Source organism: Mitsuaria sp. CC2, from assembly GCF_048957715.1.
Lineage (GTDB): Bacteria > Pseudomonadota > Gammaproteobacteria > Burkholderiales > Burkholderiaceae_C > Roseateles.
This window is the reverse complement of the sequence record NZ_JARVXN010000031.1, coordinates 37733-52912: the sequence shown is the minus strand read 5'-3', so window position 1 is coordinate 52912 and position 15180 is coordinate 37733. Positions and strand designations below refer to the sequence as shown.

The following is a 15180-nucleotide window of genomic DNA, read 5'->3' as shown; positions in this document are numbered from 1 at the left end:
TGACCCAGGCGACCCGGAACGACAGATCGATCAACAGCTCTGAAGGAGTTCCAGATGAACAGCAACAACAACACCCGCCCCTCGATCAACGGCAAGAAGGCCGGTCTGCTGGCTGCCGCGACCGTCGCACTGACGCTGGGCGTGGGCGTGGCGCACGCCGATCCGGTGACCCCGTATTACATCGGCGGCGACGTCGGCAAGTCCTCGCAGCGTGTGGACGGCAATTCCCAGAAGCGCTCGTCGGACAGCTACAGCATCTTCGGCGGCTACAAGTTCAACGAGAACTTTGCGGCTGAAATCGCCTACACCGACCTGGGCAAGGTCGACTTCGGCGGCGTGACCGCGAAGAACAAGGTGTACTCGCTGGACGGCATCGCCCGCGCCCCGCTGGGCAAGGGCTTCGGCGTCTACGGCAAGGTCGGCGTGGCCTACGCCGAGCGCGACTTCAGCAACGGCCTGGGCGACAAGGACAAGACCGGCCTGAAGCTGGGCGTCGGCGTCGACTACGCGCTGACAAAGAACGTCTCGCTGCGCGCTGAAGCCACCCGCTTCAACAACCTGCCGGACGCCAACGGCTTCAACAAGAAGGACGATCGTCTGAGCATGGGCCTGGCCTATCAGTTCTAAGACGGCCGACTCCGGTTGACCGGTGCCGATTCCCCCCGGCACCGGCGCCTGACGGGGCTGCTCCGAGCGACACCCGACCCCCGATTCCCCGGCAGGTGCGAGGGCAGTGCAGAAATGCACTGCCCTTTTTTCATTGCGATCGGACAACCGCGATCCGTGTTCACGGTCCGTGCCGGGACCGTCGCACGCACACCCGGGTCATGGGCGTCGTCGCCCGTTCTCGATGGAATGCGAACGCGCCGTCACCCGACGGTGTGATCCATCGAATCCAACTTCGTGGATCTCCTTTTCCTCATCGAGACCCTCGACATGAACAACACTTCTCTTGACTCGCGTGACCTGGAATTCCGCGAGCTGACCGACGCGGAGATCGACACCGTGCACGGCGGCGATTCCTGGGCCGGCACGCCCGAAGGCCGCGCCACCGCGGACGGCGCCGCCTGCGCGAACACCATCCTGGCCTGGAGCGGCATCGGCGCCACCGTCGGCGGCATCGGCGGCAGCTTCCTCAGCGTGATGGGCGGCTGGGCCATCGGCGGCGGCCTGGCGGCGCAGTACGCCAAGGCATGCAACATCACGCGGTGAACGCCGACGACGCCGGACGTCCGTCGGCGCCGGGGCTGCTGCGGACCGCGGCACGCGTGATCGCCGCGAGCGCGGGCGCGCGTCTCGTGCTGGCGCTGCCGGGCTGCTGCGCGGCCTGGTCGTACCCGGAGCTCTTCCTCGCGATCATGGGCGCGATGCTGTGGGGCGCCGTCGTGTTGCGGGTGACGGCGGTGTTCCTCGCGGCCGCCGTCGACGGCACCCGTCCCCGCGTCTCGCGCAGCGCCGTCGCCCTGCTCGGACTCGTGGCCGCCGCGATCGGCGCGGAAGCCTTCTGGGCCCTCGCCGCCGCCGCGCCGGACGCCCTGGCGGGCATTGCGCTCGAGGTCATCGCCGGGGCCTGGATCGCCTGCTGCGCCGTGCTTGTCGGTCACCGCTGGCGTCAGCCCGCAGCGCCCGATCCGGACGCCTGAACGGAAGGCTTGAACGAAACCCTTCAACAGGAGGTCGATAGCAAAAGGGGGCAGTGCACGAATGCACTGCCCCCTTGTTGCGATCCGGCCGATCAACCGATCAGATCCGCTTCGCCAGCGCCTCCGCCGTGCCGGTGTAGTTCCCCGGCGTCATCGCCAGCAGGCGCTGCTTCTCGGCTTCCGGCAGTTCCAGTCCCTGGATGAAGGCCTGGATCGATTCGCGCGTGATCGCCTTGCCGCGCGTCAGTTCCTTCAGGCGCTCGTACGGGTTGGGCAGCGCGTAGCGGCGCATCACCGTCTGGATCGGCTCGGCCAGCACTTCCCAGGACGAATCCAGGTCGGCGTCCAGCGCGGCCTGGTTGAGTTCCAGCTTGTCGAGGCCCTTGGTCAGCGAGTCGTAGCCCAGCAGCGCGTAACCGAGCGCCACGCCCATGTTGCGCAGTACCGTCGAGTCCGTCAGGTCCCGCTGCCAGCGCGAGATCGGCAGCTTCTGGCTCAGGTGCGTCAGCACGGCGCTGGCCAGGCCGAAGTTGCCCTCGGCGTTCTCGAAGTCGATCGGGTTGACCTTGTGCGGCATCGTCGACGAGCCGATCTCGCCGGCCTTGGTCTTCTGCTTGAAGTAGCCCAGCGACACATAGCCCCACACGTCGCGCGACCAGTCCACCAGGATGGTGTTGGCGCGCGTGACGGCGTCGAACAGCTCGGCCATGTAGTCGTGCGGCTCGATCTGGATCGTGTACGGATTGAAGGTCAGGCCCAGCTGCTGCTCGATCACCGACTGGCTGAACGCTTCCCAGTCCTTCTCCGGATAAGCCGACAGGTGCGCGTTGTAGTTGCCCACGGCACCGTTCATCTTGGCCAGCAGCTTCACCTCTTCGATCACGGTGCGCGCGCGGCGCAGGCGCGCCACGACGTTGGCGATCTCCTTGCCGACGGTCGTCGGGCTGGCGGTCTGGCCGTGCGTGCGGCTCAGCATCGGCGCGGCGGCGTGGGCCTGGGCCATCGCGGTCATCTTCTCGATCACGCGGTCCAGCGCCGGCAGGATCACCTGGTCGCGCGCGGCCTTCAGCATCAGGCCGTGGCTGGTGTTGTTGATGTCCTCGCTGGTGCAGGCGAAGTGCACGAACTCGCCCGCGCCCTCCAGCTCCGCCTTGCCGGCGAACTGCTGCTTGATCCAGTACTCCACCGCCTTGACGTCGTGGTTGGTCGTCTTCTCGATGTCCTTGATCGCCTGCGCGTCGGTCTCGGAGAAGTTCGCCACCAGCGCCCGCAGGAATTCGCGCGAGGCGCCCGACAGCGGCTTCAGTTCCGCCAAACCCCCGTCGGACAGCGCGATGAACCATTCGATCTCCACCTGCACGCGGCGGTGCATCAGACCGAACTCGGACAGCAGCGGACGCAGCGCGGCCATGCGCGACGCATAACGGCCATCCAGGGGCGACAGGGCGGTGAGGGCGGAAAGATTCATGGCGCGCGAGGGCCGGAACCGGCCATTCAGGGGGTGGGACAAACCCGGGGATTCTACAGAGCGGGTCACAATGGCGCCGCTTCGGCCCGCCGACGCCCGGGGGAGGGCGGCCGCGGGGCCAGCGGAACGGCATAGAGGGAAGGTTCGAGGGAAGGCATGCAAGAGAGAAGTCAACGCAGGGGCGCCGTCTGGATGACCGCCCGGACGGCCACCCTGGCCGCGGCGTCCGCCGTCACGATGACCCTGCTGGGCGGCTGCCAGCCGTCCGGCGATGCGCCCCGGCCGCTGGCGCCGGTGGAGGCGGCTTCCGCCAATCCGGCCGTCAGCGCCACGCTGCTCAGGCAGAGCGACGAGGTGCTCGCGCGCTATCGCCAGATGATCGTGCTGATGGACGGCGAGTCCGCGCTCAAGCCCGCCGAGCGCGACGCCGTGCGCGCCGTCGGCATGCTGCTCTTCCACGACATGCAGGACAGCATCCGGGCGCTCGGCGAGACCGCGGGCAGAAGCACCGACCCGGCCGGCCTCGCCGCGCTGGCGGAACTGCTGGACCGCGTCGAGCAGGAGCCCTCGTGGTTCGACGCCGACCGGCTCGCGTTCAAGGAATTCCTGGCGCAGCTGTCGCAGCAGTTCTCGACTTCGCAGAGCATCGCCGGCCTGAAGCTCGCCAAGCGCGCGGGCGAGGACCTGGGCGTGCTGGCCGAGATCGAGAACGCTTACGAGCAGGAGCTGCGCGACACCTTCGGCCGCTTCGCGCAGCGCGGCATCGTGCCCAAGCGCGAGAAGTGGACCGACTATGTCGCCAAGCTCAAGGGCCTGTACGCGCGCGACCGCATCCTGAAGGACTACGCGACCATCCTGCCGGACCTGCAGGCGCGTCCCAGCGTCACGGAGGGCCCGGACGACGCCACGCCCTCGACGGCCGCCGCGCCCGCTGCGCAGAGCGCGCAGACCGCTGCGGCCCCGGCCCCGGCCGCGACCCGCGGACCGACCAAGCAGGAACGCGAATTCTTCGGCCGCCAGCTGCCGCCCAAGACGGTGCTGCTGACCTTCGACGACGGCCCGCACCCGCGCTACACCGACGAGATCCTGGAGATCCTCAAGCGCTACCAGGCGCCGGCCGTGTTCTTCGAGCTGGGCCGCAACCTCGGCAGCGTCGACGCCGACGGCAAGGTCAAGCCCGGCCCCGGCAGCGAGGTCGCCAAACGCGTGCTCGCCGCCGGCCATCCGATCGCCAACCACAGCTTCAGCCACGGCGTGATGTCGAAGTTCGAGCTCGCCAAGGTGCGCCAGGAAGCCAGCTCGACCGAGGCGCTGCTCGACGCCGCCGGCCGCGACGGCCAGGCGCTGTTCCGTTTCCCCTACGGCGCGCGCAACGACGCCGCGCTGGGCGCGATCGAGTCGCTCAAGCTGCGCTCGATGATGTGGAACGTCGACTCGCTGGACTGGTCGGACCCGATCCCGAAGTCGATCGCCGCGCGCGTGCTGGGCGAGCTCGGCAAGCAGCAGCGCGGCATCGTGCTGTTCCATGACATCCACGCGCGCACCGTCGAGGCGCTGCCGCTGGTGCTCGACCAGCTGAAGGCCGAGGGCTACAGGTTCGCGGCCTGGAAGGACGGCAGGATCGTCGCGGCCGACACGCCGGCCGCGGACGCGACGCCGCCGGATCTCGCCGGCGCGAACCTCTATCGCGACAGCGTGGCGCTGGTGATCGGCATCGACCAGTACAAGGCCTGGCCGCGGCTGCAGCATGCGGTGCGCGACGCCCGCGCGATCCAGGAGACGCTGCAGACGCAATTCGGCTTCCGGCCGGAGAACGTCACCACGCTGACCGACGGCGACGCGACGCGCGCCAACATCCTGCGCGCGCTCAACGGCATGGCGCGCAAGGGCGGCGACGGCAAGCTCAAGCGCGACGACCGCGTGTTCGTGTTCTTCGCCGGTCACGGCAGCACGCGCAAGCTGCCGAGCGGGCGCGACGTCGGCTACATCATCCCGGTCGACGCCGGCACCGACGACCTGCAGACCGACGCGATCGCGATGCCGCAGCTGCAGGAGCTGAGCGAGGCGCTGCCGGCCAAGCATGCGTTCTTCGTCATCGACGCCTGCTACTCCGGGCTCGGGTTGACGCGCGGCGGCGCGCCGGGCGGCAGCTCGAACTTCGTGCGCGACAACGCGCGCCGGCTGGGCCGCCAGATGATGACGGCCGGCGGCGCCGACCAGCAGGTCGCCGACGACGGCCCGGGCGGGCACTCGGTGTTCACCTGGACGCTGCTGCAGGCGCTCTCCGGCAAGGCCGACCTCAACGGCGACGGCCTCATCACCGCGACCGAACTGGCCGCCTACGTGGCGCCGGCGGTGTCGGCGATCGCGCACCAGACCCCGGCCTTCGGCAGCCTGCCGGGCAGCGAAGGCGGGGAGTTCATCTTCGAGCTCGCCTCGGCGCAGGAGCAGGCGCTGAGCGGTGACAGCAACCAGCTCGACGCGAAGGCCAGCGCCCTGGCGAAGCAGGCGGACGAGGCCCGCAACGCGCAGCTGCAGCCGGTGGCGCAGGCCTCCGCGCCGACCGGCGCCGCGCCCAGTTCGCCCGCGGCCAGCGCGACGTCGGTGCAGGTCACGCTGAAGGGCCTGGACGGCGCGGACACGGCGATCGCGACCAGCGCCGCGCCGGCGCCGGCCAGCGCGCGCGTCGCGGCGCAACGCGCCAACGACCGCGGCCTGCAGCTCTACAAGGAGCGCCGCTACGACGAGGCCGAGGCCGCGTTCACCGAAGCGCTCAAGCTGCAGCCGAAGTTCGCGCTGGCGGCCAACAACCTGGGCTTCATCTACTACAAGCGCGACAAGCCGGCCGAGGCCGCGCGCTGGTACCGCAAGGCGATCGAGATGGACGGCAGCCGCGCGCTGGCGCACCTGAATCTCGGCGATGCGCTGCTGCGCGCGGGTGACGACACGGGCGCGCAGGCGGCGTACCGGGCCTTCATCGAGCTCTCGCCGAAGCACGCGCGAGCCGCGGAGCTCAAGGCCTGGATCGAGCATCCGGACAGCGCGAAGAAGCCCGAACCGCCGCGGTGATCAGGGATCCCGGTCGTCGACCCGGCGGCCGGCGGAACCTCTGCGGAGGCCATCGGACGAGCGTTGGAAAGCACCGACGGCGGGCGGGTTGTCCCTGATGCGAGGGGCATTCCGCCTGCTGCTTAATCCGTCCTTTCCCGATCGGATGACCCGATCGATTGACCGCCTGGTCGGCGACTGATTACCGTTTCGTTCGATGCTTTCCCTGGCTTCCGATGGCGTCGCACCGCGCCTGATCCGCGTGCATCAGATGGATCCCCTCGCCTGGGCGCCGCTGCTCGCGGCCAGCGAGAGCGAGGGGCGGCAGATGCTGCGCCGCCTGATGGACGAATGGCGCAGCGGCGCCAACCGCTACGAGCAGCCCGGTGAATCGCTGTGGGCCTGGATCGATGCGCACGGGCAGGTGATCGCGGTGGGCGGGCTCAACGTCGAGCCGCCGCCCGGACGGGCCGGCACCGGCCGCATGCGCCGCTTCTACGTGCATCCCGACTGGCGCGGCCACGGCCTGGCGAAGCGCCTGGTGAATGCGGTGCTCGCGAGTGCGCAGGGGCACTTCAGCCGACTGCATGTCAACTGCGAAGGTGACGATTCCGCGACCTTCTGGACCCGCTGCGGTTTCGCGCCGATCGATGCGAACGTCGATGTCATCGAACGTCCCGCTCGATACACCCACGTGCGGCTGCTGCCGCGGTTCGAGGCGGCCTGATCTCCGGATCAGCCCATCACGGGCTGACCATCCACGATGATCTTGAACTGCATCGTGGGGCTGAGCATCTGCAGGCGATTCATCAGGGTGCCGTCGACCGGGACCCGCACCTCATCGATCTCGACCCGGTCATTCGCATCCAGCCGGATCTCCAGCGTCTCCACGGCAAGGTCGCTCAAGGTGCGTGCCGTGAGCTGGAGCGTATTGGTTTCGCCGTTGTCCAGCCAGAACTGTTCGACGTTCTTGATGCCCGCGCTGAATCGGGTGAGGTCGAGGGTCGCCGTCCCCGCGACATACAGCGTGTCATGGCCAGCCAGACCATCGATGCGCTTCAGGTCCTGCTCGCCGGCGTAGCTGAGGACATCGTCCTGCGCCGTGCCGATCAGGTTCTGCAGGGAAGGCGTGCTGTTGTCCTTGGCGAGGTAGACGAGGAATTCGTTGTACATCGCCTGCTGGTAGTAGGTGCGATCTCCAGAATCGTCATGCGAGGCGAGTCGCCAGCGGGAGGTCGTGGCGAACTCGCCCGGCGTACTTTCTTTCCCATGCGATGCCACACGATGACCGTTCTGGAAGATGGCTTCCGAGGCATCGGTGTAATTGAGCGCCTCATTCCCGGCGGTACGGTTGCCGCTGTGAATCTCGAAGACCATGTCGTTGGCACTGTCGAGGAGCGCTTCAGGCGCTCCTGACGTCGAAGCTGACCTTGTCCTGTGCTGGAAAGTGGACGCTCAAGCGCCCGATCTTCGCTTCGCCCAAATTGAACAAGGTGCCGTTCTGCGTGCCCTCGCTCTGCACGTTGGCGTAGATCACCGCGCTGCGCCAATCGTCGGCGGCCAAGCCGGTCGCCGTCATCGTGTCGAAGTTCTCCCCGTTGCGGCCGGCGTTGAAACTGATGGCCGCAGAGGTGTCCGCCCGGGTGACGATCTTGCCGCCGTCGACGATGACGCCCTGAAGCGCAGGCACCGACGCCGTCATGTCGCGGGAGTTTCCGGACTGGTCGTACCAGCGCGTCACGTATCCCTTTGCGCCGGAGTCGCTCCCGACGAAGTCCAGCAACTTCCGGCGATCGAGTTGCCCGTGGGCATCGAAGCCGATGTCGAGCTCCATGCTGTCAGACGATCGACGCACACAAATCGCCGGTCCATCCAGCTCCGGGTTCAAGTCCCGCAAGCCGTAGGCGGCCTGCAGGCGCGTGACGTCGACTTCATGGATCGTGCCGTCTCCCTCCGCCCGACCCAGCGTTCCAGCCACCGGATCGTGCAGTTTGACCGAGACCCGCTCGTCGGTCTCACGCAGGTAGTCGCCCTTCAGCGTCAGGCGAATGACCTGCTGGGACTCGCCAGGTTTGAATGAGACAGTGCCAGTCTGGTCTCCGACCAGCTCGTCCCTGGAGGTCGTGCTCTGGCCCGACTGGGCGGAATAGCGGACGGAGCCGCGCTGGCTGATGTCGCCCGAGCGTTGAACGAGGAAGACCAGCTCCCGCGTGCCCTCATGAGCTTCGATGACGTGAGCGTTGGAGATCGAGAATGTCGATTGAGCGGGAGCGACAGGGTCAACCGGCTTTACCGGGTCGACTGGATCCACCGGCTTCACCGGCTTCACCGGATCGACCGGCTTCACCGGGTTGACCGGATCGACCGGCTTCACCGGGTTGACCGGATCGACCGGATCGACCGGATCGACCGGCGTGACCGGGTTGAATGGGTCGACTGGCCTGACTGGATTCACCGGCTTGATCGGCGTCACCGGCGATGGAACCGCCGACGCCTTGGTGCTCGCGCCGACGGCGATGGCCCCGAGCAGGCCCACGACGCCGAGCCCGATACCGGCTTCCACCAGCGAGGGCAGAGGCGGCCGTGCCTCGCCATCCGCAGCGGACCCTCCCGCTCCCGGCCCCGACGTCGCGGCTTGCGAGCCGGTCGCATACCCCGCGGAGGCCACGGTCCACCGGCCATGGTCTGCGTCGGCCGGTGCGACGACGTCCTCCGCATCGACGGGCGTGTCGACTGCTTCGGCCGAGGCGTGCCTGGCGACAGGCGTCGGCGCGTCATCGTCTTCCTTGCGGCGACGACCGGGTGCCGGGCGGGGTGCGGGAGCGTTCTTGGATGCTGAGGAGCGCATGAGCGTTATTCGCGAGGGTCAATGAACAGCCAGACACTGTGCGGGCATGCTCAGGTTCCCAAAATTGCTCCGATAGATCGCCGGGCCCCGATCCGTGCTCATCAGTGGTGATGCCGTGGGACCTTTGAGTGAGTCCCGTGCCCTCGCCGAATATCACACCGCCGGCGTCCGCTCGCCGGACGCCGGTGGGCTCAGCCGGACTTCGGCGGCCAATGCTTCGCGCACACCGCGGGGACCTGCGGCGTCGCCTCGATGCGTTGAAGCAGCGCGAAAAACTCTGGCCGGTTCGCCTCCAGATGCTTGCGCGCGCCCGACCACTTCGACACGATCACCGCCATCGCGTCGAGCGCGCCCGGCGTGCCGCCGCTGAGCCAGGGCTGTCCGGGGAACATGTCCGCGAAGATCTCCCAATGCTTGTGCAGCCGCGCCTTGGTGCCGGCGACGATGGCCTCGCGGTCGTCCTTGTCGGTGCGCGTCGAGTAGCGCTCGGGGTAGTCGATGACGCTGATGCAGCTGTAGCAGTTGGCCGCGATGTAGACGAGGCCGCGCAGGATCTGGTCGCGCCGTGGCGTGCTGTCGCCGAGCAGGCCCGCATCCGGGAACCGCAGCCCGAGGTGCATCAGGATGGCGCCGCTTTCGGTGAGCACGTCACCTTCGGGCGTGCGCAGCGTCGGGATCTGCATCAACGGATTCAGCGCGCGCAGCGCGTCCTGCGCCGACGCATCCTCCCACGAGGACGCGTGCACGGTCCGGTACGCCTGACCGCACCAGCGCAGGCCGATCTCGACGATCGCCGAGCCGGAGCCCTGTGTGCCGTAGAGGACGTAGCCGATGTCGGAAGTCGAGGGGGAAGCGCTCATCACGATCTCCGCGGAAGTGGAACGGAGAGTGTAGGAGCGCCCGTCAGCGTTCGAAGAACCGCATCCGCTCCTCGTCCGCGGGGTGCGAGTTGAAGGCGATGCGCAGCAGCGCGTCGGCGCCGGCCTTGGCCTGCTCGCCGACGTCGCGACCGAGGCTCTTCGGCTCGGAGGCGCGGTCGGCGCGAGCCTTCGCGGAACGCTGCGCTCGCCAGTCGCCGATGCGCTCGAACAGCACCAGCATCGCCCGCGGCGACCGCCCGCTGTCGACGAGCAACCGCTTGGCCTGCACGTCGGCCGCGCGTTCGAAGTCGCGCGAATAGCTCGCCTGCATCAGCACCGCCGGCGCCCCCGCCAGCAGGCTGGAGAAGTCGCCCACGGCGAAACCGAGCAGCACGCCCATCAGGCTGGCCCGCATCGTGAGCCGCAGGCCGTGTTGTTCGCGGACGTGGCCCAGCTCGTGCGCCAGCACGCCGAGCACCGCGTCGGGCTCGTCGCCCAGCAGTGTCAGCAGTTCGTCGGTGACGACGATGTGCCCGCCCGGCAGCGCGAAGGCGTTCGGGCCAAGGCGTTTGCCCGCGTCGCGGAAGTGCAGTTCGTACGGTGTCGATTCGGCCGGCTGGCTCGCGACCATCGCGGCGAAGCGTTCGCGCCACCGCTGCTGTTCGTGCGCGGGGACCTGGCTCGGCTTGAGCATCAAACTGTCGACCTGCTCCATCGCGCCGTCGCCGATCGATTGCTCGATGGACGCGGGCAGATGCCGCGCGATCCCGTCCGCCGCCGCGGGCACGCCCCAGTGCCAGGTCGCGCCTCCGACGGCCACGACGACCGTCAGCGCCACGAGCGAATGCCGCCAGCTGGAGAACCAGCGCGCCGCGAGCCCGCCGCCGAGCCCGCGCCCCTGCGTCGCGGCATCGGCCCAGTCGTCCCAGTCGGCGGCGTCACGGGCCATCAGCACGCCGCCGTCGGGCAATTGCGCCTGCCGCTGGCCGTGGCGCGTGCGCTCCGGCCATTGCACGTCGCGGACCGGATAGCGGCGCTCGACGCCTTCCAGGTCCTGGTCGTGGACGACGAGCTGCTCGCGATCCAGCCAGAGCCGGACCGGCCGCGCGCGGGCGCTGCGGCCGTCGAACCAGTCCGCCTGGAGCGTCGCCGGTCCGTCCGCCATCACAGGCCCATGTCGATGCCGAAGAAGTCGCCGGCGAACTCGCCGGTGGCGTCCTGGTTGGCGCCGGCTTCGCCGGCCACCCAGGTCTCCGGATCGCCGTCCATCGTGAGGCTGACCGCCTCCAGCCGCAGGCGCGTGGTGTGCACGACCGCGAACGGACGGTACAGCCCGAGCGTGATCGCCATCAGCAGCCAGTTCTTCAGCGTCAGGACCGCCAGCGCGCGCATGCGCAGCTGGCTGGTGAACGACAGATCGTCGGAGGTCGTGCCGTTCCAGACCATGTTCTGCAGCCGGGCGGTGAAGAACGGGCCGACGACCACGAAATAGGCCAGGTAGCCCAACGCGATCGACACGATCATCGCCACCCCGGCGACCGCCGAGCGGCCCGAAAACGCGGTGACGCCCATGGTCAGCAGCAGGACGAGCGTGACCGCCGCGGTGACCAGCAGCCCGAGGCCCAAGGCCTTCAGGCTCAGCCAGTAGACCGCGCCGGTGGGCAGGCGCAGCTCCCCCTGCTGCGACGCGATGCGATAGCCGTTGTGCTGGTAGCGCTTGGCGGCAGCGATGATCCAGGGGGTCGCGAGCAGACCGGCGAGCATCGCACCGTTGATGATCCACATCACCTGGCTGAAGACGTTCACGAAGGCCTGGGGATCGCGCTTGAAACCCTCCAGGTAGACCTGGGTCAGGAGGATGGCGCCGCTCATGCACCAGATCGGCAGGAAGGGGGCGTAAGCGCCCTTCAGCGAGCCGGTGAAGCCCAGGCGCAGGCCGCGCCAGCCGGTGTTGCCCAGACGGAACTGCATGCCGGCACGCCACAGCGCGGGCCAGATCGCGGCCATGAGGGCGAAGGCGACGAGTCCCGCCACCGGCGAGAAGCGCCCAGCCGCCGAATACACGCCGCCCAGCACCAGCAGCAGCACATGGCCGCGGAACATCTTCCACGGGTCGCCGTGGAAGGACAGCGCGTGGCCGTCGACCAGCGTGTTGGCGTAGAAGTAGCGGATGCGCCGCGCCTTCGCGAACGGCCAGTACAGGCTGGCCGTGACGATCGTCAACAGCAGGTTGACGATCCAGATCCGGAAGTATTCGCTGCCCGACCCGGTGAACCGGATCTCCAGCTTGCGCTTGCGGTACTCCGACAACGGCCATCCGGTCAAACCGCCGGTCGCCGCCCCCTCCTCATGGTGCTGCATGGTTTCCCTCTCTCTGTCGCTGTGGTGGCCGGTCTCCTGCGGAGCCGGTCCGTCTTGTGGGCGCTCCGCTTGCCGGAGTCGCCGTCATCGGCCCTCCGGCCGCGACATCGCTGTCCCCGCCTTTTGTCTAAAGACGGGACGGGCGGGAGTGTGCGTCACCGGCGCAGGGGACGGCAATACACCCAAATGAGGGCTGCGCCACTGTCGCGTCCGGGAGTCAGTCCCCGGAGTCGACTCGCTAGAATCCCCCGACACCATGAAGCTCATCGGATCCCTCACCAGCCCCTACGTCCGCAAGGTCCGCGTCGTCATGGCGGAGAAGAAGCTCGACTACCAGTTCGAGCTGGAAGACGTCTGGGGCAGCGACAACATCCTCAAGATCAACCCGCTCGGCAAGGTGCCGTGCCTGGTGATGGAGGGGCAGGATTCGATCACCGGCGCGGTGTTCGACTCGCGCGTCATCGTGGAGTACGTCGACACGCTGTCGCCGGTCGGCCGCTTGATCCCCGAACGCGGCCGCGAGCGCTGCGAGGTGCGCACCTGGGAAGCCCTGGCCGACGGCTTGATCGACGCGTGCGTCGCCGCGCGCCTGGAGCACACCTGGTCCGGCCGCGCGCCCGCCGAGCGCAGCGACGCCTGGGTGGATCGCCAGATGAACAAGGTCATGGCCTCGCTGCAGGCGATGGCCAACGGGCTGGGCGAGAAGCACTGGTGCTCGGGCAACCACTTCACGCTGGCCGACATCGCGCTCGGCTGCGCGCTGGGCTACCTGGACTTCCGCTTCGCCCAGATCGACTGGCGCGCCGCGCATCCCAACCTCGCGAAGCACTTCGACAAGCTCATGACGCGTCAGAGCTTCCAGGACACGGTGCCGCCGGCGAACGCCTGATCCGCTGACTTCCCGCCGACGTTTCCAACTGGCCCCACAATCGACCGGTCCGGCGGGAGATCGATCCTGATCGCCGCTGTCCTGATATTCCATTGACGGATCCCGGGAGGATTGGATGGGTGTGAAGCGGGTGCTGGCGCCGGTCGGGCGCTTTTTCGGTGGCGTGTGGTGGTTCCTGAACGGCACGCGGCGCGTGGTGTTCACGCTGCTGTTCTGGGTGATCCTGATCGCCCTGATCTGGGCGGCGGTGCATGGCGGCAAGCCTTTGCAGGACAAGACGACGCTGGTGCTGGACATCCGCGGCGATGTCGTCGAGCAGTTCTCCGGCTCGCCGCGCGAACAGGCGATCGCGCAGATCAAGGGCGAGGCGCGCGCCCAGACGCGGCTGCGCGACATCCTGCGCGCGCTGGACGCGGCGGCCAAGGATGACCACATCGTGCAGGTCGTGCTGAACCTCGACCAGATGGGCAGCGCCACGCCGGCCGCCCTGCATGAGATCGAAGCCGCGCTGACCCGCTTCAAGGCCAGCAAGAAGCCGGTGGTCGCCGCCGGGCTGGCCTTCGACCAGCGCTCGTACTACCTCGCCGCGCAGGCCACCGAGGTCTACGTCCACCCGATGGGCGGCGTGCTGATCGAGGGCTACGGCCGCTACCGCAACTACTACAAGGACGCGCTGGACCGCGTGGGCATCTCGCCCAACGTGCTGCGTGTCGGCACGTACAAGAACGCGGTCGAGCCCTACTTCGCCAACGGCCCGTCGCCCGCGACGATGGAAGCCGACGCCTATCTGTACGACGAGCTCTGGGCCCGATACCAGACCGGCGTCGAGACGGCGCGCAAGCTGCCCAAGGGGTCCCTCCAGCGCGCGATCGACGAGCTGCCGGAGCGCCTGAAGGCCGTGGGCGGCGATCCCGGCAAGTTCGTGCTGGCCGAGAAGCTGGTCGACGGCCTGAAGACCGAGGACGAGGTCGAGGCGCTGCTGGAAAAGCGCGGCGTCAAGGATGAGAAGCGCCTGCGCCAGATCGGCCTGGGCGCCTATGTCGCGCAACTGCCGCCCACGCTGCCCAAGCCTGAAGGCCAGGTCGGCGTGATCGTGGCCGAAGGCGAGATCGTCGACGGCAGCGCCGGACCCGGCAAGATCGGCGGCGAGTCGATGTCCAAGCTGATCCGCCAGGCGCGCGAGGACGAGAAGATCAAGGCCGTCGTGCTGCGCGTGAACTCGCCGGGCGGCAGCGCGTTCGCCTCCGAGCTGGTGCGCCGCGAGCTGGAACTGACGCGCGCGGTGGGCAAGCCGGTCGTCGTGTCCATGGGCGGCGTGGCGGCCTCGGGCGGGTACTGGATCTCGATGTCGTCCGACGAGGTGATCGCCGACGCGTCGACGATCACCGGTTCGATCGGCGTGTTCGGCATGCTGCCCACCGGCGAGAAGCTGCTGGACAAGCTGTCCATCCACACCGGCGGCTACACGACCACCTGGCTGGCCAACGGCTATGACCCGCGCCGTCCGCTGGATCCGCGCATGGCGCAGGTGGTGCAGTCCTCCATCGAGCACATCTACGCCGACTTCACGGGCAAGGCGGCGCAGGCGCGCAAGAAGTCCTCGCAACAGATCGACGCCGTCGGTCAGGGTCGCGTGTGGACGGGCTCGCAGGCGCTGGAGCGCGGGCTGGTCGACAGAAACGGTCTGCTGGCCGACGCGATCGCCAGCGCCGCCAAGCGCGCCAAGCTGGGCGACGAGCCGACCGTGCGCTACGTCGAACCCGACCGCAGCACCGTCGACCGTCTGCTGTCGAGCATGGGCGACGCGGCGGCGCCGTCGCTGCGCGGCATGGTCATGCACGCGCTGGGCGGTATCCCCGCGATGCCGGCATTGCCGGCGCCCCTGCGCGACGCGCAGGTCGACATCACCTGGCTGGCCGAACAGGCCGAGGCGGGTCCGGCAGGCTCGAAGCCGCCGGTGCGCGCGATCGTCCACTGCCTCTGCACGGCGCCATAGCTATACTTCTCCCCGATGGCGCCGATTTGTCCGGCTTGCGGGCGCCCAAGAAATGCAGCTAAAGAGG

Annotated in this window: 13 protein-coding genes; 7 read left to right on the top strand and 6 right to left on the bottom strand. The window is 68.6% G+C overall.

Annotated elements, in window-relative coordinates; translation table 11 throughout:
- Positions 1 to 54 precede the first annotated feature (54 nt).
- The 3 genes from PV762_RS20685 (at position 55) to PV762_RS20675 (ending at position 1643) form a co-directional block, all read left to right on the top strand.
- On the top strand, positions 55 to 627 hold the full coding sequence (locus PV762_RS20685; protein ID WP_421036885.1) for a porin: 573 nt from the start codon (positions 55 to 57) through the stop codon (positions 625 to 627).
- A gap of 309 nt (positions 628 to 936) precedes the next feature.
- On the top strand, positions 937 to 1212 hold the full coding sequence (locus PV762_RS20680) for a hypothetical protein (RefSeq protein ID WP_421036884.1): 276 nt from the start codon (positions 937 to 939) through the stop codon (positions 1210 to 1212).
- Entirely contained in the window at positions 1194 to 1643 is a 450-nt protein-coding gene (locus PV762_RS20675; protein ID WP_421036883.1) for a hypothetical protein, read from the top strand. The genes PV762_RS20680 and PV762_RS20675 overlap by 19 nt, the downstream gene beginning before the upstream one ends.
- Before the next feature lie 100 nt (positions 1644 to 1743).
- Here PV762_RS20675 and purB read toward each other — a convergent pair whose 3' ends face one another.
- Positions 1744 to 3111 carry an adenylosuccinate lyase gene (gene purB, locus PV762_RS20670; RefSeq protein ID WP_421036882.1) on the bottom strand — a complete coding sequence of 456 codons (1368 nt, stop codon included), beginning with the start codon at positions 3109 to 3111 and terminating at the stop codon, positions 1744 to 1746.
- A 192-nt stretch (positions 3112 to 3303) separates the two neighbouring features.
- Between purB and PV762_RS20665 the strand changes: the two genes are divergently transcribed.
- Both PV762_RS20665 and PV762_RS20660 read left to right on the top strand, forming a co-directional pair.
- The gene (locus PV762_RS20665) at positions 3304 to 6180 is read left to right on the top strand and encodes a polysaccharide deacetylase family protein (protein ID WP_421036881.1); all 2877 of its coding nucleotides are present in this window, start codon (positions 3304 to 3306) and stop codon (positions 6178 to 6180) included.
- Positions 6181 to 6376: 196 nt separating this feature from the next.
- Positions 6377 to 6886 carry a GNAT family N-acetyltransferase gene (locus tag PV762_RS20660; protein WP_421036880.1) on the top strand — a complete coding sequence of 170 codons (510 nt, stop codon included), beginning with the start codon at positions 6377 to 6379 and terminating at the stop codon, positions 6884 to 6886.
- A gap of 8 nt (positions 6887 to 6894) precedes the next feature.
- On the opposite strand, the gene PV762_RS20655 is transcribed toward PV762_RS20660, so the two are convergent.
- The 5 genes from PV762_RS20655 to PV762_RS20635 all read right to left on the bottom strand — a co-directional run bounded on the left by PV762_RS20655 (position 6895) and on the right by PV762_RS20635 (position 12228).
- Positions 6895 to 7536: a hypothetical protein gene (locus PV762_RS20655; RefSeq protein ID WP_421036879.1), complete on the bottom strand. Its 642-nt coding sequence runs from the start codon at positions 7534 to 7536 to the stop codon at positions 6895 to 6897.
- A 25-nt stretch (positions 7537 to 7561) separates the two neighbouring features.
- Positions 7562 to 9007, bottom strand: coding sequence for a Calx-beta domain-containing protein (locus PV762_RS20650; RefSeq protein WP_421036878.1), 1446 nt, complete (start codon positions 9005 to 9007; stop codon positions 7562 to 7564).
- A gap of 191 nt (positions 9008 to 9198) precedes the next feature.
- A complete protein-coding gene (locus PV762_RS20645; RefSeq protein WP_421036877.1) occupies positions 9199 to 9867 on the bottom strand; it encodes a glutathione S-transferase family protein in 669 nt (222 codons plus the stop codon).
- A gap of 43 nt (positions 9868 to 9910) precedes the next feature.
- Positions 9911 to 11032 (bottom strand): M48 family metallopeptidase, encoded by a 1122-nt coding sequence (locus tag PV762_RS20640; protein ID WP_421036876.1) that lies wholly within the window; start codon positions 11030 to 11032, stop codon positions 9911 to 9913.
- Entirely contained in the window at positions 11032 to 12228 is a 1197-nt protein-coding gene (locus PV762_RS20635) for a YjgN family protein (protein WP_421036875.1), read from the bottom strand. Before PV762_RS20635 ends, PV762_RS20640 begins: the two co-directional genes overlap by 1 nt.
- 256 nt (positions 12229 to 12484) lie before the next feature.
- Here PV762_RS20635 and PV762_RS20630 point away from each other — a divergent pair, with 256 nt between their 5' ends.
- Both PV762_RS20630 and sppA read left to right on the top strand, forming a co-directional pair.
- Positions 12485 to 13117: a glutathione S-transferase family protein gene (locus PV762_RS20630; RefSeq protein ID WP_421036874.1), complete on the top strand. Its 633-nt coding sequence runs from the start codon at positions 12485 to 12487 to the stop codon at positions 13115 to 13117.
- Positions 13118 to 13232: 115 nt separating this feature from the next.
- Positions 13233 to 15113, top strand: coding sequence for a signal peptide peptidase SppA (gene sppA / locus PV762_RS20625; protein ID WP_421036873.1), 1881 nt, complete (start codon positions 13233 to 13235; stop codon positions 15111 to 15113).
- The last annotated feature ends 67 nt before the right edge of the window (positions 15114 to 15180 follow it).